The organism is Mycobacterium persicum (genome assembly GCF_002086675.1).
GTDB classification, from domain to species: Bacteria; Actinomycetota; Actinomycetes; order Mycobacteriales; family Mycobacteriaceae; genus Mycobacterium; species Mycobacterium persicum.
This window is the reverse complement of record NZ_MVIF01000012.1, coordinates 73145-89174: the sequence shown is the minus strand read 5'-3', so window position 1 is coordinate 89174 and position 16030 is coordinate 73145. Positions and strand designations below refer to the sequence as shown.

Genomic DNA, 16030 nt, shown 5'->3' with positions numbered 1-16030 from the left:
CAACCCCGTCGCACCCGCACAACGCTCACCACACGCGCACACCAAAGCATCTCGCCACCAAACCACCGACGCCACCCCACTGCGCAGCTTCCGCGCTCTGCTCGATCACCTGGCCACCTTGACCCGCAACCGAATCCGCTACCAGGACACCAACATCGAAATCGAGACTCTCACCGAACCCACCCACGACCAACGCCGCGCCTTCGACCTCATCAAGGCCACCATCCCCCTCGCCATCGCAGCGTAGTCAGACCCAAAACACCCAAAACCATCAAAACCCCACGTCAAAGCCCAAATCACCTATCCAGACGGTCGCAACTTCGGACTAATGTCGTTGCCGTGCAACGGATGTGCACTGCTGTGGGTTGTTATCCGATCCCGACTTGGGGGATCAAGCTGCAGTGGATAGCCAGCGTCGGCGCGCTAGCGCCGACACCACCGCCGCGGGGGTGTCGCGCTGGGTGTCGCGCTGGGCGAGCCCGCGCGCGGTGGGACGGACATCGTGGCCATAGCGTCGGGGGTTCCAGTTGCTCGGGTCATCGATCTCGGGGTCATCATCTATCCAAATCCGTACACTGCGGCGCTGGATAACCCGCCGGGCACAGATCTTGGCCCAGTCGGCAGTATCGATACCGCGCCCAGGGGGGATGGGCCTGAACTTAATCCGGCGGCGGCTTCGCGTGTGCTGAACATCGCCACTATCAACGGCGACAGCAACAATTCGGCCCGACACATCCCCAATTCAGCCATCGACAATAGCGACGATATCGGCAGGTCGGACAACACATCTGACGCCGCGTTGAGCACCGACTCGGGTGGGTTGATGGTCGGCAGGGCCACGGGCGGGAACCACGGCTGAATCACGGCTGAATCACCGCTCGGGTTGATCTTGTTAGTTCAGTGAGTCATGCGCTCAATGGCGTCAACGTCGAGGCCATAGCGACTGCTTTGGTGTGACAGCCGATCATGGCATCGACACCTTGTGGCCACATCTGGAAATACACACTCTCAACAATGGCGATCGCCGCAGCATCTTGGCCGACGAAATTCGCGTCCGCCAAACTCGTCAACAACATCCGATTCACCATCACCGCGGGTGGGATGAACCGTCGCGGTAAACGCTGTCTCATAGGCCGCCCCGGGCGGTCAACCATCTCCTCAACGGCGACCGCAGCGGCCATGGCCAACGGGGTTTGTCCAGCCCACTGCCCGCCGACCAACCCAGCGATCACCGACTCAAACGACGACGCCGTCGCCGTCGTCTGCAATCCTAAGCCAACCGCTGCCACGCACTCACCGCCCCCGAATACATCCGCGTCGAAGCAACCTCTAGCGCCAACAAGCCCGAGCTGGAGGCGGAAAGTCGCAGTGGGAATGGGAAGCCGCCCGTCAGGGTTGGCGCTGATGCGCGGCAACAGCACACCTGTAGTGGGGAACCGTTGCCGGGTGCGCGCCTGCTGGTCCTGGATCAGGATCGCCAGTTCGTCGTCGATGGGTACCACCGCATCGCGGCGCATCTTGTGGTTGCGGTGGCGCAAGTAGACCGCGCCCTGCGGGTCGCACCGCTGCTTCAGCGCCGTCGAAACGGGCACTGTGGGACACCACGATCACCAAAATCCTGGCCGGCTAGTTTTCGCGCCGCGTATGCCCGTCGGCAACCTTGCCGACAATATGGCCTGACACCGTGGTCGCGTGCGCGTTGCGATTGTCGCTGAGTCGTTTCTGCCCAACGTCAACGGTGTCAGCAACTCGGTGCTCCGCATCCTCGAGCATCTGCGCCGCACCGGTCATGAGGCCCTCGTCATCGCTCCGGACAACCCGCCCGGTGAGCCACGAGCCGACCGGCTGCACGACGGTGTCCGGGTCCACCGGGTGCCGGCGCGAATGTTCCCCAAGGTGACCACGCTGCCCCTGGGTGTACCCGCCCCACGAATCCTTCGGGTGCTGCGCGGCTTCGGACCCGACGTGGTGCATCTGGCGTCACCGGCGCTGCTGGGCTACGGCGGGCTGCGCGCGGCCCGCCGTCTGGGCGTCCCCACGGTTGCGGTGTATCAGACCGACGTACCGGGATTCGCCGCCAGCTATGGCATTCCGCTGACGTCGCGCGCCGCGTGGGCCTGGTTTCGCCACCTGCACAGTCTTGCCGACCGCACCCTGGCGCCGTCCACGGCAACCATGGAAGACCTTGCTGCCCAAGGTATCCCGCGGGTCTACCGGTGGGGACGCGGAGTCGACCTGCTTCGATTCGTGCCGTCCGCCCGCGACGAAGCGCTGCGGCGACAATGGTCACCGGACGGCCGGCCGATCGTCGGCTTCGTCGGTCGTCTGGCCCCCGAGAAACACGTCGAGCGGCTCGCGTCCCTGAGTGCCTCCGGCGCGGTGCGGTTGGTCGTCGTCGGCACCGGAGTAGACCGTCGCAAACTCGAATCGGCAATGCCCACAGCGCTTTTCACCGGAGCTCTGTACGGTCAAGAGCTCGCGCGGGCCTATGCCAGCATGGACGTCTTCGTGCATCCCGGCGAACACGAGACGTTCTGCCAGGTCGTGCAGGAAGCGCTGGCGTCGGGGCTGCCGGTGATCGCCCCCGACGCCGGCGGCCCCCGCGACCTGGTTGTCCCCTACCGCACCGGGTTGCTGCTGCCGGTCGCCGAATTCGAGGCCCGGTTGCCGGCTGCCGTCGCCCACTTGGTCTGCGAACGTAACCGCTACGCCCTCGCGGCCCGGCGCAGCGTACTGGGCCGGGGTTGGCCGGTGCTCTGCGACGAGTTGCTGGGCCACTACGAGGCGGTGCTGTCGCCGGCTGCGCGGGAGCGCGATTCGGTGTGGCGAATGCGCCGCGCCTAAGGCACGTTTCAGGTATCGACGGTCGGTGTCCTTCTCAGGTCGCGGCACCTGGTTGCTCAATTTGCCGATCCGCAACCCGACGTGGCGTTAGCATCGGCGTGTTCGGGGGCCGGCGAGGAGGATCGGCGTGGTGTCGTATGTGATTGCCGTACCACAGCTGGTGACAGCCGCCGCAACGGATTTGGCGGGCATTGGGTCGGTAATCGGCGGCCAACGCCGCGGCGGCCGCTCCGACAACGGCGTTGGCGGCGGCGGGTGCTGACGAGGTGTCGGCGGCCATCTCGGCCGTGTTTGCTGCGCACGCCCAGGAGTACCAGGCGCTGAGTGCGCGGCTGGCGGCGTTTCATGGCCAATCCGTCCAGGCTGTGACTGCTGCCGGGAATGCCTATGCGGCCGCTGAAGCCGCCAACGTCTCACCCCTGCAGGTCCTCGAGCAGCAGGTACTGGGTGTGATCAATGCGCCCACACAGCTGCTGCTCCTGGGACGCCCGCTGATCGGTGATGGTGCCCATGGGACACCCGGGACCGGGCAAAACGGCGCGGCCGGCGGGCTGCTGTTCGGCAACGGCGGCAGCGGCGGATCCGGCGGCGGCGCTCATCCCAGTGGCGGCAACGGCAGTGACGCCGGTTTGTTCGGTTCCGGCGGCAGTGGTGGTCTGGGCGCGCCAGGTGCGCCCGGGGGCAATGGCGGTAGCGGCGGACTGTTGTAGGGCGCTAACGGAGGAAACGGCGGAACGGGGGGTGTCGGAGGTATCGGGGGCACTGGCGGTACCGGCGGCGGCGGCGGTAACACCGGCTTGGTTGTCGGCAACCTGGTCCTTGCCGGCGGCAACGGCGGCAACGGCGGCACCGGAGGCGACGGCGGCGACGGCGGAAGCGGCGGTATTGGCGGGGCAGGCGGGCTTTGGGGCCATGCTGGCGCGTCGGTCGCCGGCGGCAGCGTGGGTACCGGCGGCACCGGCGGCAACCCGGGGTCCGAAGGTTCTGGCGGAGGGGGGTTGTCGCCAGGCATTGCTGGACAGGCTGGTCAGACCGGGGCGACCGGCGACGACGGCCTGCCCGGGTGATCCGCGCTTGACGGGCTCGCGCCGGCAACGGTGCTCACGGGGCGGGCAGTTCACGGGGCCGGCGCAGACGGGTAGCGTCTGGCTGGTGAGCCGCGCCGCCCTGGACAAGAATCCCCTGGACGTCGCGTCGATGTTCGACGGTGTCGCCCGCCGTTACGACCTGACCAACACCGTGCTATCGCTGGGCCGGGACCGGTACTGGCGGCGAGCCACCCGGTCGGCGTTGCGGATCGGGCCCGGCGACACGGTGCTGGACCTGGCCGCGGGCACCGCGGTATCCACCGTGGAGCTGGCGAAATCCGGCGCATGGTGTGTGGCGGCCGACTTCTCGGTCGGGATGCTGGCAGCCGGCGAGGCCCGCAAGGTGCCCAAGGTCGCCGGCGACGCCACCCGGCTGCCGTTCGCCGACGGGGTGTTCGACGCGGTCACCATTAGTTTCGGGCTGCGCAATGTGGCCGACTTCCCGGCGGCACTGCGCGAGATGGCCCGCGTCACCCGGCCCGGGGGCCAGTTGGTGGTGTGCGAATTCTCCACGCCCACAAGCGCATTGTTCGCCACGGTGTACAAGGAATACCTGATGCGGGCGTTACCGCGGGTGGCGCGGGCGGTGTCCAGCAATCCCGACGCCTACGTGTACCTCGCCGAGTCGATCAGGGCATGGCCGGACCAGGCGAGCCTGGCGGGCCACATTTCGCGGGCCGGGTGGTCGGCGGTGCGGTGGCGCAACCTGACCGCCGGAATCGTGGCGCTGCATGCCGGGTACAAGCCCGGCGAACCCGATTAGCTGGTGCCGGCCCGTTGCAGAACGCCCACCTGCTCGGGGCAGTAGTGGTCGATCGCGGCACCAAGGAATTGGAATGCCTGGCCCTGGGTGGTCCCGCGCGGCAGGTTGCGCTGCAGGAAGGTCGCGGAGTTGTAGGCCGTGTGGTCGACGCCTCGTTCCAGCCGCTCGCAGCTGATCTTGGCCAGCCACGCGAGCTGGTCCTGCGGGCCGTAAACGCCGAATCCGTTGACGGTTTGCTTGAACGTGTAGTCGTAGTCGTCGGCCTGTGCGGGTGCGGCCAGTGCGATGGCAGCCACCGCCGTGGAGGCGATAAGAGCCAGCCCCGTTCCCTTCATTAGCCGGACTATACACCTCTGCCGCATCTCGCACGTGGCACCGCAGGGCTCAACTGAACGGTGGCCGGCGATCGATCAGCCGCGATGCCCGCCCGGCGCCGCGCCACACCCGCGCCACCCAGTCGGCGTCCTCGTCGGTGACCAGGTTGGCCATCACGCGCACCGCGATCGTCATCAGTCTGGTGGAGCGCATCGCGACGGGACCGGTCGTGGGCAGGAACCGCTGGAAGGTCAGCAACAACGCCAGCCTGCGTGCCACCGAGAATCCCCGGGCGTAGTGGTCGTGCAGCAGCGACGGCCACAGCCGGGACAGGTCGCGTGCGTCCAGCACTTCGGCTGCCAGCCGCCCGGTCTCCAGCCCGTAGTCGATGCCTTCGCCGTTGAGCGGGTTGACGCACGCCGCGGCGTCGCCGATCAACATCCAATTGGGCCCGGCCACACCGGATACCGCGCCGCCCATCGGCAGCAGCGCCGACGCCACCGCCCGCGGCTCGCCGGGAAAGTCCCACTCGTCGCGGTGCAGGTCGGTGTAGTACGACATCAGCGGCCGCAGCGCCAGCTCTGCCGGTCGTTTGGTGGTCGACAGCGCTCCCACGCCGATGTTCACCTCGCCGTTGCCCAGCGGGAAAATCCAGCCGTAGCCGGGCAACACGGCGCCGTCGGGTGAGCGCAGTTCCAGATGCGAAGTGAGCCATGGATCGTCCGCGCGCTCGGTGGTCACATAGCCGCGTGCGGCGATGCCGTAGACCGTGTCCTGATGCCATCGGCGGCCCAGCTTGCGGCCCAGCGACGACCGCGCCCCGTCGGCGACGACCAACTGTCCACAGGCCACCTCGGTACCGTCGGCCAACTTGACCGAAACCACTCGTCTGTACGAGTCATGATGGGCTGCAACGACTTTCGCGCCAAGCAACATACGGGCCCCGGAGCCCTCGGCGACCTTGCGGATGCGCTCGTCGAGCTCGGTGCGGGCCACCGCGCTGCTGTGCGCCGGGAAGGACGGTCCGGGCCAGGCGATTTCCACCTCGCCCCCGAATCCGCTCATCCGCAGGCCGTGGTGGCGGATGCGGCCGGCCAGCCACTCGGCGAGCCCCAGCCGTTCCAGCTCGGCGATCGCTCGCGGGGTCAGGCCGTCACCACAGGCCTTGTCGCGCGGGAAATCGGCCGAATCGATGACCAGGACGTCTCGGCCGGCACGGGCAGCCCAGGCGGCCGCCGCCGAGCCGGCCGGCCCGGCGCCCACGACTACCAGGTCGGCTCCGGTCTTCATGCTCACCAGTATGTTGGTCGAATGAGAACTCCGGCGACGGTGGTGGCGGGCGTCGACTTCGGCGACGCCGGATTCGCCACTGCTGTGCGCGACGGTGTTGCGCGGATCGAGCAGCTCATGGACACCGAGTTGCGCAGCGCCGACGTGGTGATGATCGACTCGCTGCTGCACCTGTTCAAGGCCGGCGGTAAGCGGTTCCGGCCGCTGTTCACCGTGTTGTCTGCCCAGGTCGGCCCTAACCCGCAGGCCGAGGAAGTGATCATCGCCGGCGCGGTCGTCGAGCTGATCCACCTGGCGACGCTCTACCACGACGACGTGATGGATGAGGCCGAGGTCCGTCGCGGCGCCCCCAGCGCCAATGCACGCTGGGGCAACAACGTCGCGATCCTGGCCGGCGACTACCTGCTGGCGACGGCATCGCGGCTGGTGTCCAGGTTGGGTCCGGCCGCGGTGCGCATCGTCGCCGACACGTTCGCTGCCCTGGTGACCGGGCAGATGCGCGAGACTCGCGGTGCCCCGGAAGGCGTCGACCTGATTGAGCAGTACCTGACGGTGGTGCACGAGAAGACCGGCAGCCTGATCGGGGCCGCGGGCCGGTTCGGTGCGATGTTCTCCGGCGCCGACGGCGATCAGGTCGAGCGGCTGAGCCGCCTGGGCGGCATCGTCGGCACGGCTTTTCAGATCGCCGACGACATCATCGACATCGACAGCGAATCCGACGAGTCCGGAAAGTTGCCGGGCACCGATCTGCGTGAAGGGGTGCGTACGCTGCCGATGCTTTACGCGCTGCAGGACACCGGGCCCGACGGCGCGCGGCTGCGTACGCTGCTGGCCGGACCCATCCACGACGACGCCGAGGTGGTCGAGGCGCTGGCGCTGTTGCGCGCATCGCCGGGGATGGCCAAGGCCAAAGACATGCTGGCGAAATACGCCGCGCAGGCGCGGCACGAGCTGGACCTGCTGCCCGACGTTGCGGGCCGGCAGGCACTGGCAGCACTGGTCGACTACACCGTCAGCCGGCACGGCTAGCCGCAGGGCGCGCTGTTCAGGTGCTTGTCCAGCCGCCGGTCGAGCAGGGCCAGACCGGTCAGCGCGACCGCGGCGGCCAGCCAGGCCACCACCGCGATGGATCCGGCAGGGATGATCGCCAGCCCGGCGTTGCGGTGCTGCACCCGCACCAGATTAGGATCCTTCTTGTTGTATTCGACGTAGATCCGCATGCCGGTGGCCAGCTCGGACGGATACAGCACGCCGAGTTCGGGCCGATAGGTCACCCGCTCGGGCGTGACGAACTCGATGGTGGACCGGCGCGGCCCGGCGCTGAGCACCTCGGCCTGCGCCACCCCCATGTTGCGCTCGATGGCCAGGTCGTTGCGCCAGGCGCCGGCCACCAACAGCACCGACTGCAAGGTGACCAATGCGGTGACGATCAGCACGGTGATGCGGATCCACCGCACTATCCGGCGCGGCCAGCTATCCGCCAGTTCTTCGCTGGTGCCGTGGATCAGGATGCGCAGCAACATTTTTGGCGAGATCACAGAGCCGCCTTGATGGCGGCGTGCAATTGTCGCAGCGACGACCGGTCCGCCTTGACCTCCAGCACCCGCATACCCGGGTTGGGTTCGTCCAGCGCGGCCCGCAGCTGCTGGACCTCGATCTGGCGGCTCTCCACGTGGTAGGCGCGACACAGCGCGCCCACGTCGACGTCGTGGGGGGTGCCGAAGATCCGCGACGACACGTCGGAGAACCGCGGGTCACCCTGCTCGAGCAGTTCGAAGATGCCGCCGCCGTTGTCGTTGGACACCACGATCGTCAGCCGCTGCGGTGTGGGTTCGGTGGGACCGATCAGCAGCCCGGAGCTGTCGTGGACGAACGTCAGGTCTCCGATCAGCGCGATGGTCCGTCCCTGGGGTGTGCTCTGCTGAGCCCGCTCGAATGCCAGCGCCGCGCCTATGGCCGTGGACACGGTGCCGTCGATACCGGCGACGCCGCGGTTGGACCGGACCTGGATGCCCAGGGTGCTCAGCCCGACCAGGGCCGCGTCGCGAACCGGGTTGGACGCCCCGAGAACTAGCTGGTCACCGGGCCGTAGTATGTCGGCCACCGCCGCGGCGACGTGCAGGCCGGTGGTCAGCGGGTGGGCCGCCAACTGCTCGCGCACCGCGGCGAGCGCGTGGCGATTCAGGTCCGCACAGCGGCGCAGCCACCTCGGGTTGGGCGTGCCCGTGACGACCGCCCGGGTGCCGGTGGCCTGCGAGTTGCCCGAGACATCAGGCCAGCGCGGCCCGGTGGTCAGCGCGTAGACCGGCACTTCCGGGTTGGCCAGCAGGGCCGACACCGGGCGGTGCAGCGTCGGGCGGCCCAGCATGATCACCTGCTGGGGACGCAGCAGCGGCAGGGTGAGCGGATGCAACGGGTTGGGTGCATACGGCGCGGTCGGCTCGGCGACGGTAGGCAACTCCGCCAGATTGGGGTGCACCCCGGCACCGTGCCCGGCAATGACGACGGTGTCTGCCGACATGTCGATGTCCAGCGGCTGATCGAAGGTGACCGGCGGCGTGTAGGTCCACGGTTTGCCGTCCGGCCGCCCCGGCGGCACGACGCCACCACGGGGCCCCGGGTCCGGCACCAGCGGCTCGCGCAACGGGATGTCGAAATGCACCGGTCCGGCGTTGGCGCTACGAGAACCCTTGGCGACCACCAAGACTCGGCAGGTCGCCGATCGCCAGGTCGCGTTGAGGGCGGGCAGGCGCTCCGGGACATCCTCGGCCAGACCCAGGCTGATGGTGGCACGGACCTGGGTACCGAAGTAGCCCAACTGCTCCATGGTCTGATTGGCCCCGGTGCCCAGCAGCTCGTAGGGCCGGTTCGCCGACAGGACGATCAGCGGCACCCGGGCATAGTTGGCCTCCACCACGGCCGGGCCGAGGTTGGCGACGGCCGTCCCCGACGTCATCGCCACACAGACCGGCGCGCCCGCAGCGACCGCCAGCCCGATCGCGAGATAACCGGCGGTGCGTTCGTCGATGCGCACGTGCAGCCGAATCCGGCCGGTCCGGTCGGCGTCCTGCAACGCGAACGCCAGCGGCGCGTTTCGTGACCCGGGACAGAGCACCACGTCGCGGACGCCGCCGCGAATCAGCTCGTCGACGACGACGCGGGCCTGGGTCGTCGAGGGGTTCACCAGTACAGGGTGTCACAACCGGCGGTCAAGCCGTTGAGGCCTTGACGCTGGCGAAGAACTTCAGCACCGCGGCGTTGACGGGCTCCGGCCGCTCGAAGAAGCCGAGGTGGCCGGCGTCGGGTATCTGCAGGTAGCGGCCGTTGGGCAGGGCGTCGGCGACCTCGCGTCCCAGATGCGGCGGGGTCACGATGTCGTCGGCGAAACCGATCACCAGCACCGGTGCGGCGATATTGCGGTAGGCGGGCAGCCGGTTGGCCTGCGGTGAGCAGTCCAATTGACAGCGGAGTCCCGGTGTCTGCTTGACCGGCCACATGGAAAACATCGCGATCCAATCGGATACGGCCGTGTCGTCGTTGAGCGTCTTGCGCGAGAAGCTTTCCAGCAGGCGGGCTCTCGCCTCGTAGTCGGGCGGCAACTGGGTGCCGGAGTCATACAGCTCGGCCTCGGCGGTGCGGAAGAACTGCCGGGCGCGGTCCAGCCGGCCGCGGGTGGCCATCAATACCGCGGCGCTGACCAGTTCGGGCCGCACCACCATCAGCTCCTGGGCGATATAAGCGCCCATGGACACCCCGACGATGCGCACCGGGGCGATATCCAGGGATTCGATCAGCGCCGCGGTGTCGTTGACCATGGTCTGCGTGGTGAAGCCCTCCGCGTTTTCGGTGGCGCCGACCCCGCGGTTGTCAAAGGTGATGCAGCGGTATCCGGCGGCCAGGAACGCCGGGACTTGGTGAGGATGCCAGGTGCGTCCGGCACCGCCGCGACCGGCGATAAAAAGGACCGGCTCACCGGTCCCTTTGTCGTCGTAAGCCAGGTTGATCACCCGAACGACGGTACAGCAGCGGGTAGCAGGTCCTGATCCGATCGATCCACCATTGCCGCCGGACAGGCGACGCGGCCAGGGCGTGCAGCCGCGCCGGCTCGGGCGTGACGGGGCCGACGGCCAGACAACCGTCGACGGGCGCCGGGACCTCGGCGACATCCTCGACGAACAACCCGCCGGTGCCCAGCCCGCAGGCGTGCCGAAGTTCCGGTAGCACCGCGGCGGCGGTGAGGCCCTGACTGATGCCGACGGCCGAATCCAGCGCGCTGGAGATCACCACCGGCATGTCGAGCCGTGCGGCGATTTCCAGCAACGCCGAAATCCCGCCCAGCGGAGCGACTTTGAGCACCGCGATGTCGGCGGCCCCGGCGCCGGCGACGGCCAGCGGGTCGTCGGCCTTGCGGATGGATTCGTCGGCGGCGATCGGTACGTCGATCCGCCGGCGCAGCGCGGCGAGCTCGGCGACCGTGGCGCAGGGCTGCTCGAGGTACTCCAGCGGCCCGTCAGCGGTCAGTGCGGCAGCCGCCTCGGCGGCCTCGGTGACGCTCCAGCCGCCGTTGGCGTCCACCCGCACCGTCGGGACCAGATCCCGTACCGCGTTGACCCGCGCGACATCGTCGGCCAGGCTCTGCCCGGGCTCGGCGACCTTCACCTTGGCGGTGCGGGCGCCGGGAAAACGGGCCAGCACTCGCGGCACCTCGGCGGCGGCAACGGCCGGCACGGTGGCGTTGATGGGGATGCGGTCGCGTCGCAGCCGCGGCGGCTCGCGGTAGGCCGCCTCGACGGCCGATGCCAGCCAGGCGGCGGCTTCCCGGGGTTGATACTCCAGGAACGGCCCGAATTCGCCCCACCCGGCCGGGCCGTCGATCAACGCCACCTCACGGGTGGTGATGCCGCGGAACCGCACCCGCATCGGCAACGCCACGACGTGCACGCGGTCCAGCAAGTCCGCCAGCGCGGGCGTCACAGCCGATAGACCTGCCGGCCCGCCAGGAACGTCGCCCGCACCTCGAGGTCGGCGATCTCCTCGGGCGGAACCGTCCGCGGATCCGCCGACAGCACCACCAGGTCCGCGTACTTGCCGACCTCCAGCGAGCCCACCACGTCGTCGGCGAACATCTGCCAGGCGGGATCGAGGGTCTGCGCGCGGATCGCCTGTTCGACCGTCAGACACTCCTCGGGGCCCAGCACCCGACCGCTGGGCGCCACTCGTGTCACCGCCACGCTGATGTTGCGCAGCGGTTCTTCCGGGGTCACCGGCGGATCGTTGTGCAACGAGATCCGCATGCCGGTGGCCACCGCGGACCCGGCCGGCATCCAGCGGGATCCGCGTTCCGGCCCGAACAGGCCGTCGACCACGACGTCACCCCAGTAGTGGATCTGGTCGACGAAGATGCTGCAGGTGACGCCGAGTTCGGCCGCCCGCTGCAGTTGGTCGGGCCGGATGGCGCCGACGTGCTCGAGCCGCAGCCGGTGATCGTCGCGCGGGTGGCGGCGCAGCACGTCTTCGTAGACATCGAGGATGGTGTCGACGCCGGCGTCGCCCTGCACGTGACAGGCCATCTGCCAGCCTTTGGGGAAATAGGCGCCGACGATTTCGGTGAGCTGTTCGCGGGTGTAGTTGGCGCAGCCGCACGAACCTGGTTTCACCCCGATCGTGCGGGTCGCGGGTGTGTCCAGGTAGGGAAAAGACAGGTCGACATTGCCGACATACGGGGAGCCGTCCACCCAGATCTTGATTCCCACCTGACGCACGATGTCGTCACCCTGCCCGGGTGCGGCGTCGGTGGACATCCGCGCATTGGACATCTCGTAGGTGCGTAACCGCACCGTCAGGTCGTCGCGGGCCTGCTCGACCAGTGGCCCGTACGCCGGATCGAACGCCATTTCCGAGCACATGGTCAGCCCCGCACGGCTGAGCCGGGCACATTCGGCCCGCAGCATCGCCGGGTAGTCGTCGGGCTTGATCGCGTCGCCCAGCAGGGAGAACACCGCCCCGATTTCCACGGCGGTGCCGTCGAGCTCCCCGTCGGCGTCGCGGCCGTAGCTGGAGCCCTTGGGATCGGGAGTGTCGCGGGTCAGGCCATTGATCCGGGCGGCGTGCGAGTTGAAGAAGGCCTTGTGGCCGGAGTTGTGGATGATCACCAACGGACCCTCGGGCGCCGTCTCGTCGAGCCAGGCCAGCGTGGGTTCCGGAAGACCCGACTGCAGCAGCGGGTCCCAGCCGTTGAAGTAGGCGCCCTCGGATCCCCGTCGGGCGACCTCATCGCGGATCGCGTCGACGACGGCGTCGGCCCTGCCGATGGTGACCGGACGGATGTCGACGAACCGGTCCGACAGCGCGACCGCTTCCATCAGCGGATGGCCATGGGCCTCAACGAAACCCGGCATGACACAGCCCGAACCCAGGTCGATGGTCCGGGTGTCGGGGCCGATGAGCTCGTTGACGTCGGACCGGTTTCCGACGGCGACGATCCGGCCGCCGGTGACGGCCAGCGCTTCGGCGGTGGGCCGGGACTCGTCCACGGTGAGCACGGTTCCGGTGATGACGAGATCTGCATGGCCCATGACCGGCGATCCTAGTGATAACCGCGGCCCACGAGGGCGCGGTCAGCAGGAATTGCAACACGTTCTAGTCTTGCCACATGACGGACGAGTCGTTGCGCAACCCGGTCCATAACGGCCATCTGCTGGTGGGCGCGCTGAAGCGCCACACGAACAAGCCGGTGCTGTTCCTGGGTGACACCACGCTGACCGCTGGCCAGCTGGCCGACCGGATCAGCCAGTACATCCAGGCCTTCGAGGCGCTGGGCGCCGGTACCGGTGTCGCGGTCGGCCTGCTGTCGCTCAACCGTCCGGAAGTGCTGATGATCATCGGCGCCGGCCAGACCCGCGGCTACCGGCGCACCGCGCTGCACCCGCTGGGGTCGCTGGACGATCACGCCTACGTGCTGTCCGACGCCGGGATCAGCTCGCTGATCATCGACCCCAACCCGATGTTCGTCGAGCGGGCGCTGGGGCTGCTGGAGCGGGTGGATTCGTTGCGGCAGATTCTGACCATCGGTCCGGTCCCGGACGCTTTGAAAGAGGTGGCTGTCGACTTGTCCGCGGAGGCGGCCAAGTACCAGCCGCGGCCGTTGGTGCCCGCCGACCTGCCACCCGACCAGGTCATCGGGCTGACCTACACCGGGGGCACCACCGGCAAGCCCAAGGGCGTGATGGGCACCGCGCAGTCGATCTCCACCATGACGTCGATCCAGCTGGCCGAGTGGGAATGGCCGGAAAATCCGCGGTTTTTGATGTGTACGCCGTTATCACACGCCGGCGCGGCATTTTTCACGCCGACGGTGATCAAGGGCGGCGAAATGGTGGTGCTGGCCAAATTCGACCCCGCCGAAGTGCTGAAAGTTATTGAAGAACAACGCATTACAGCGACCATGCTGGTGCCGTCAATGCTGTACGCGCTGCTGGACCACCCGGATTCGCACACCCGCGACCTGTCGTCGCTGCAGACCGTCTATTACGGCGCCTCGGCGATCAACCCGGTGCGGCTCGCCGAGGCGATCGCGCGGTTCGGCCCGATCTTCGCCCAGTACTACGGCCAATCCGAGGCGCCGATGGTGATCACCTACCTGGCCAAGGGCGACCACGACGAGAAGCGGCTGACCTCGTGCGGCCGCCCGACGCTGTTCGCGCGGGTGGCGCTGCTCGGCGAAGACGGCAAGCCGGTGCCGCAGGGTGAGCCGGGCGAAATCTGTGTCAGCGGGCCGTTGTTGGCCGGCGGCTACTGGAACCTGCCGGACGCGACGGCCGAGACCTTTCGGGACGGCTGGCTGCACACCGGCGACATGGCCCGCGAGGACGAGGACGGCTTCTACTACATCGTCGACCGGGTCAAGGACATGATCGTCACCGGCGGATTCAACGTGTTCCCCCGCGAGGTCGAAGACGTGGTCGCCGAGCACGCTTACGTTGCCCAGGTGTGTGTGGTCGGGACGCCCGACGAGAAGTGGGGCGAGGCCGTGACCGCGGTGGTGGTGCTGCGCGCCGACGCGCCCCGCGATGACGCCGCGATCGAGGCGATGACCGGCGAGATCCAGGCTGCGGTCAAGGAGCGCAAGGGCTCGGTGCAGTCGCCCAAGCGGGTGGTGATCGTCGACTCGCTGCCGTTGACCGGGCTGGGCAAGCCCGACAAGAAGGCGGTGCGAGCCCGGTTTTGGGAGGGCGCCGGCCGCGCCGTCGGGTGATTCGTCGTCGAGCGTGACGCTGCAGGCACATTCGCGGCCGGTCGTGACTGTGGCGTCACGCTCGAAGCTGCGGTGACTACTGTGGCAGCCATGACCGACGGTGACCGCGTCCGCCCGCCGTGGTGGCTGCAGGCGACCAACAAGGTCATGATGATCGTGTCGCGGCTGGGAGTGGCGTACGGCAAGGAAGGCCCGGCCGTGTTGACGGTGCCCGGCCGCAAATCCGGGATTCCGCGATCTACGCCCGTCACGCCGATGACGGTCGACGGCGCCAGCTATGTCGTGGCCGGCTTCCCGGGCGCCGACTGGGTCGAAAACGTCCGTGCCGCAGACGAAGTCACCCTGACCCGCGGTCGCAAGACCGAGCGCCTGCGGCTGGTGGAGCTGCCGCCGGACCAGGCCCGTCCGATCCTGCGCGCCTTTCCGGCCCAGGTGCCCACCGGCGTGCGGGTGATGAAGCGCTGCGGCCTGATCAACGAGGGCAGCCCCGACGAATTGGAGGCACAAGCCGGACGCTTCATCGTTTTCCGGCTCGAACCGGCGTAAGAACGGAGTTCGAAAGACTTGAACGACAACCCATTCGACGCCTCGGTGTGGCGGCGAGTCGACGGATTCGACGACCTGACCGACATCACCTACCACCGCCACGTCAGCGACGCCACGGTCCGGGTGGCGTTCGACCGGCCCGAGGTGCGCAACGCGTTCCGGCCGCACACCGTCGACGAGCTGTACCGGGCGCTCGACCACGCGCGGATGTCGCCCGACGTGGGCGTGGTCCTGTTGACCGGCAACGGGCCCTCGCCCAAAGACGGCGGCTGGGCGTTCTGCTCCGGCGGTGACCAACGCATCCGCGGGCGTAGCGGTTACCAGTACGCCTCCGGCGAGACCGCGGACACCGTTGACGTGGCCCGCGCCGGCCGATTGCACATCCTCGAGGTGCAGCGGCTGATCCGGTTCATGCCCAAGGTGGTGATCTGCCTGGTCAACGGCTGGGCCGCCGGCGGTGGGCACAGCCTGCACGTCGTGTGCGACCTGACCCTGGCCAGCCGCGAACACGCCCGCTTCAAGCAGACCGACGCCGACGTCGGCAGCTTCGACGGCGGCTACGGCAGCGCATATCTGGCCCGTCAGGTCGGCCAGAAATTCGCCCGAGAGATCTTCTTCCTGGGCCGGCCGTACACCGCCGAGCAGATGCACCGCATGGGCGCGGTCAACGAGGTGGTGGACCACGCCGAGCTGGAGACGGCCGGTCTGCAGTGGGCAGCGGAGATCAATGCGAAATCGCCTCAGGCGCAACGGATGCTGAAGTTCGCGTTCAATCTGCTCGACGACGGTCTGGTGGGTCAGCAGCTGTTCGCCGGTGAGGCCACCCGGTTGGCATACATGACCGACGAGGCCGTCGAAGGCCGCGACGCATTCCTGCAGAAGCGCCCGCCGGACTGGGACCGGTTCCCGCGGTATTTCTAGGGGTGCCGG

The 16030-nt window shown here is 68.4% G+C and carries 14 protein-coding genes and 3 pseudogenes; 9 read left to right on the top strand and 8 right to left on the bottom strand.

Going from position 1 to position 16030, the window contains the following annotated elements; translation table 11 throughout:
- Both BST40_RS30010 and BST40_RS29320 read left to right on the top strand, forming a co-directional pair.
- Positions 1-247: pseudogene (locus BST40_RS30010) on the top strand (IS1634 family transposase); the annotation flags it as partial.
- Between the two features lie 255 nt (positions 248-502).
- A complete protein-coding gene (locus BST40_RS29320; RefSeq protein WP_142276713.1) occupies positions 503-859 on the top strand; it encodes a hypothetical protein in 357 nt (118 codons plus the stop codon).
- Positions 860-905: 46 nt separating this feature from the next.
- Here the strand turns inward: BST40_RS29320 and BST40_RS33145 are convergent, their stop codons facing one another.
- Positions 906-1088, bottom strand: coding sequence for a PPE domain-containing protein (locus BST40_RS33145; protein WP_371686809.1), 183 nt, complete (start codon positions 1086-1088; stop codon positions 906-908).
- Positions 1089-1692: 604 nt separating this feature from the next.
- Here BST40_RS33145 and BST40_RS06640 point away from each other — a divergent pair.
- The 3 genes and pseudogenes from BST40_RS06640 (at position 1693) to BST40_RS06630 (ending at position 4695) form a co-directional block, all read left to right on the top strand.
- Complete coding sequence (locus tag BST40_RS06640) at positions 1693-2844, top strand: glycosyltransferase family 4 protein (RefSeq protein ID WP_075549717.1); 1152 nt, start codon at positions 1693-1695, stop codon at positions 2842-2844.
- Between the two features lie 127 nt (positions 2845-2971).
- Positions 2972-3683 (top strand): annotated as a pseudogene (locus BST40_RS32820) (PE family protein); the annotation flags it as partial.
- Between the two features lie 313 nt (positions 3684-3996).
- A complete protein-coding gene (locus BST40_RS06630) occupies positions 3997-4695 on the top strand; it encodes a demethylmenaquinone methyltransferase (RefSeq protein WP_075549720.1) in 699 nt (232 codons plus the stop codon).
- Here BST40_RS06630 and BST40_RS06625 read toward each other — a convergent pair.
- On the bottom strand, positions 4692-5030 hold the full coding sequence (locus BST40_RS06625; protein WP_075549721.1) for a DUF732 domain-containing protein: 339 nt from the start codon (positions 5028-5030) through the stop codon (positions 4692-4694). The two genes, BST40_RS06630 and BST40_RS06625, sit on opposite strands and share 4 nt — an antisense overlap.
- A gap of 49 nt (positions 5031-5079) precedes the next feature.
- Complete coding sequence (gene menJ, locus BST40_RS06620) at positions 5080-6300, bottom strand: menaquinone reductase (RefSeq protein ID WP_075549722.1); 1221 nt, start codon at positions 6298-6300, stop codon at positions 5080-5082.
- Positions 6301-6321: 21 nt separating this feature from the next.
- On the opposite strand from menJ, the gene grcC1 reads away from it, so the two are divergent.
- Positions 6322-7329 carry a nonaprenyl/(2E,6E)-farnesyl/geranylgeranyl diphosphat synthase gene (gene grcC1, locus BST40_RS06615; protein ID WP_075549723.1) on the top strand — a complete coding sequence of 336 codons (1008 nt, stop codon included), beginning with the start codon at positions 6322-6324 and terminating at the stop codon, positions 7327-7329.
- Here grcC1 and BST40_RS06610 read toward each other — a convergent pair.
- From BST40_RS06610 to BST40_RS06590, 5 genes and pseudogenes are all read right to left on the bottom strand, one after another.
- Positions 7326-7838, bottom strand: coding sequence for a DUF3592 domain-containing protein (locus BST40_RS06610; RefSeq protein ID WP_075549724.1), 513 nt, complete (start codon positions 7836-7838; stop codon positions 7326-7328). The genes grcC1 and BST40_RS06610 overlap by 4 nt on opposite strands.
- On the bottom strand, positions 7835-9484 hold the full coding sequence (gene menD / locus BST40_RS06605) for a 2-succinyl-5-enolpyruvyl-6-hydroxy-3-cyclohexene-1-carboxylic-acid synthase (protein ID WP_075549725.1): 1650 nt from the start codon (positions 9482-9484) through the stop codon (positions 7835-7837). The genes BST40_RS06610 and menD overlap by 4 nt, the downstream gene beginning before the upstream one ends.
- Before the next feature lie 25 nt (positions 9485-9509).
- On the bottom strand, positions 9510-10307 hold the full coding sequence (locus BST40_RS06600; protein ID WP_075549726.1) for an alpha/beta fold hydrolase: 798 nt from the start codon (positions 10305-10307) through the stop codon (positions 9510-9512).
- Positions 10304-11220 (bottom strand): annotated as a pseudogene (locus tag BST40_RS06595) (o-succinylbenzoate synthase). The gene BST40_RS06600 and the pseudogene BST40_RS06595 overlap by 4 nt, the downstream one beginning before the upstream one ends.
- 50 nt (positions 11221-11270) lie before the next feature.
- Positions 11271-12875 carry an amidohydrolase gene (locus BST40_RS06590; RefSeq protein ID WP_075549728.1) on the bottom strand — a complete coding sequence of 535 codons (1605 nt, stop codon included), beginning with the start codon at positions 12873-12875 and terminating at the stop codon, positions 11271-11273.
- A 77-nt stretch (positions 12876-12952) separates the two neighbouring features.
- Here BST40_RS06590 and fadD8 point away from each other — a divergent pair, with 77 nt between their 5' ends.
- The 3 genes from fadD8 to BST40_RS06575 all read left to right on the top strand — a co-directional run bounded on the left by fadD8 (position 12953) and on the right by BST40_RS06575 (position 16021).
- On the top strand, positions 12953-14554 hold the full coding sequence (gene fadD8, locus BST40_RS06585) for a fatty-acid--CoA ligase FadD8 (RefSeq protein WP_075549729.1): 1602 nt from the start codon (positions 12953-12955) through the stop codon (positions 14552-14554).
- Between the two features lie 90 nt (positions 14555-14644).
- The gene (locus tag BST40_RS06580; RefSeq protein WP_083153830.1) at positions 14645-15100 is read left to right on the top strand and encodes a nitroreductase family deazaflavin-dependent oxidoreductase; all 456 of its coding nucleotides are present in this window, start codon (positions 14645-14647) and stop codon (positions 15098-15100) included.
- 18 nt (positions 15101-15118) lie between these two features.
- Positions 15119-16021, top strand: coding sequence for a 1,4-dihydroxy-2-naphthoyl-CoA synthase (locus BST40_RS06575; RefSeq protein ID WP_075549731.1), 903 nt, complete (start codon positions 15119-15121; stop codon positions 16019-16021).
- The last annotated feature ends 9 nt before the right edge of the window (positions 16022-16030 follow it).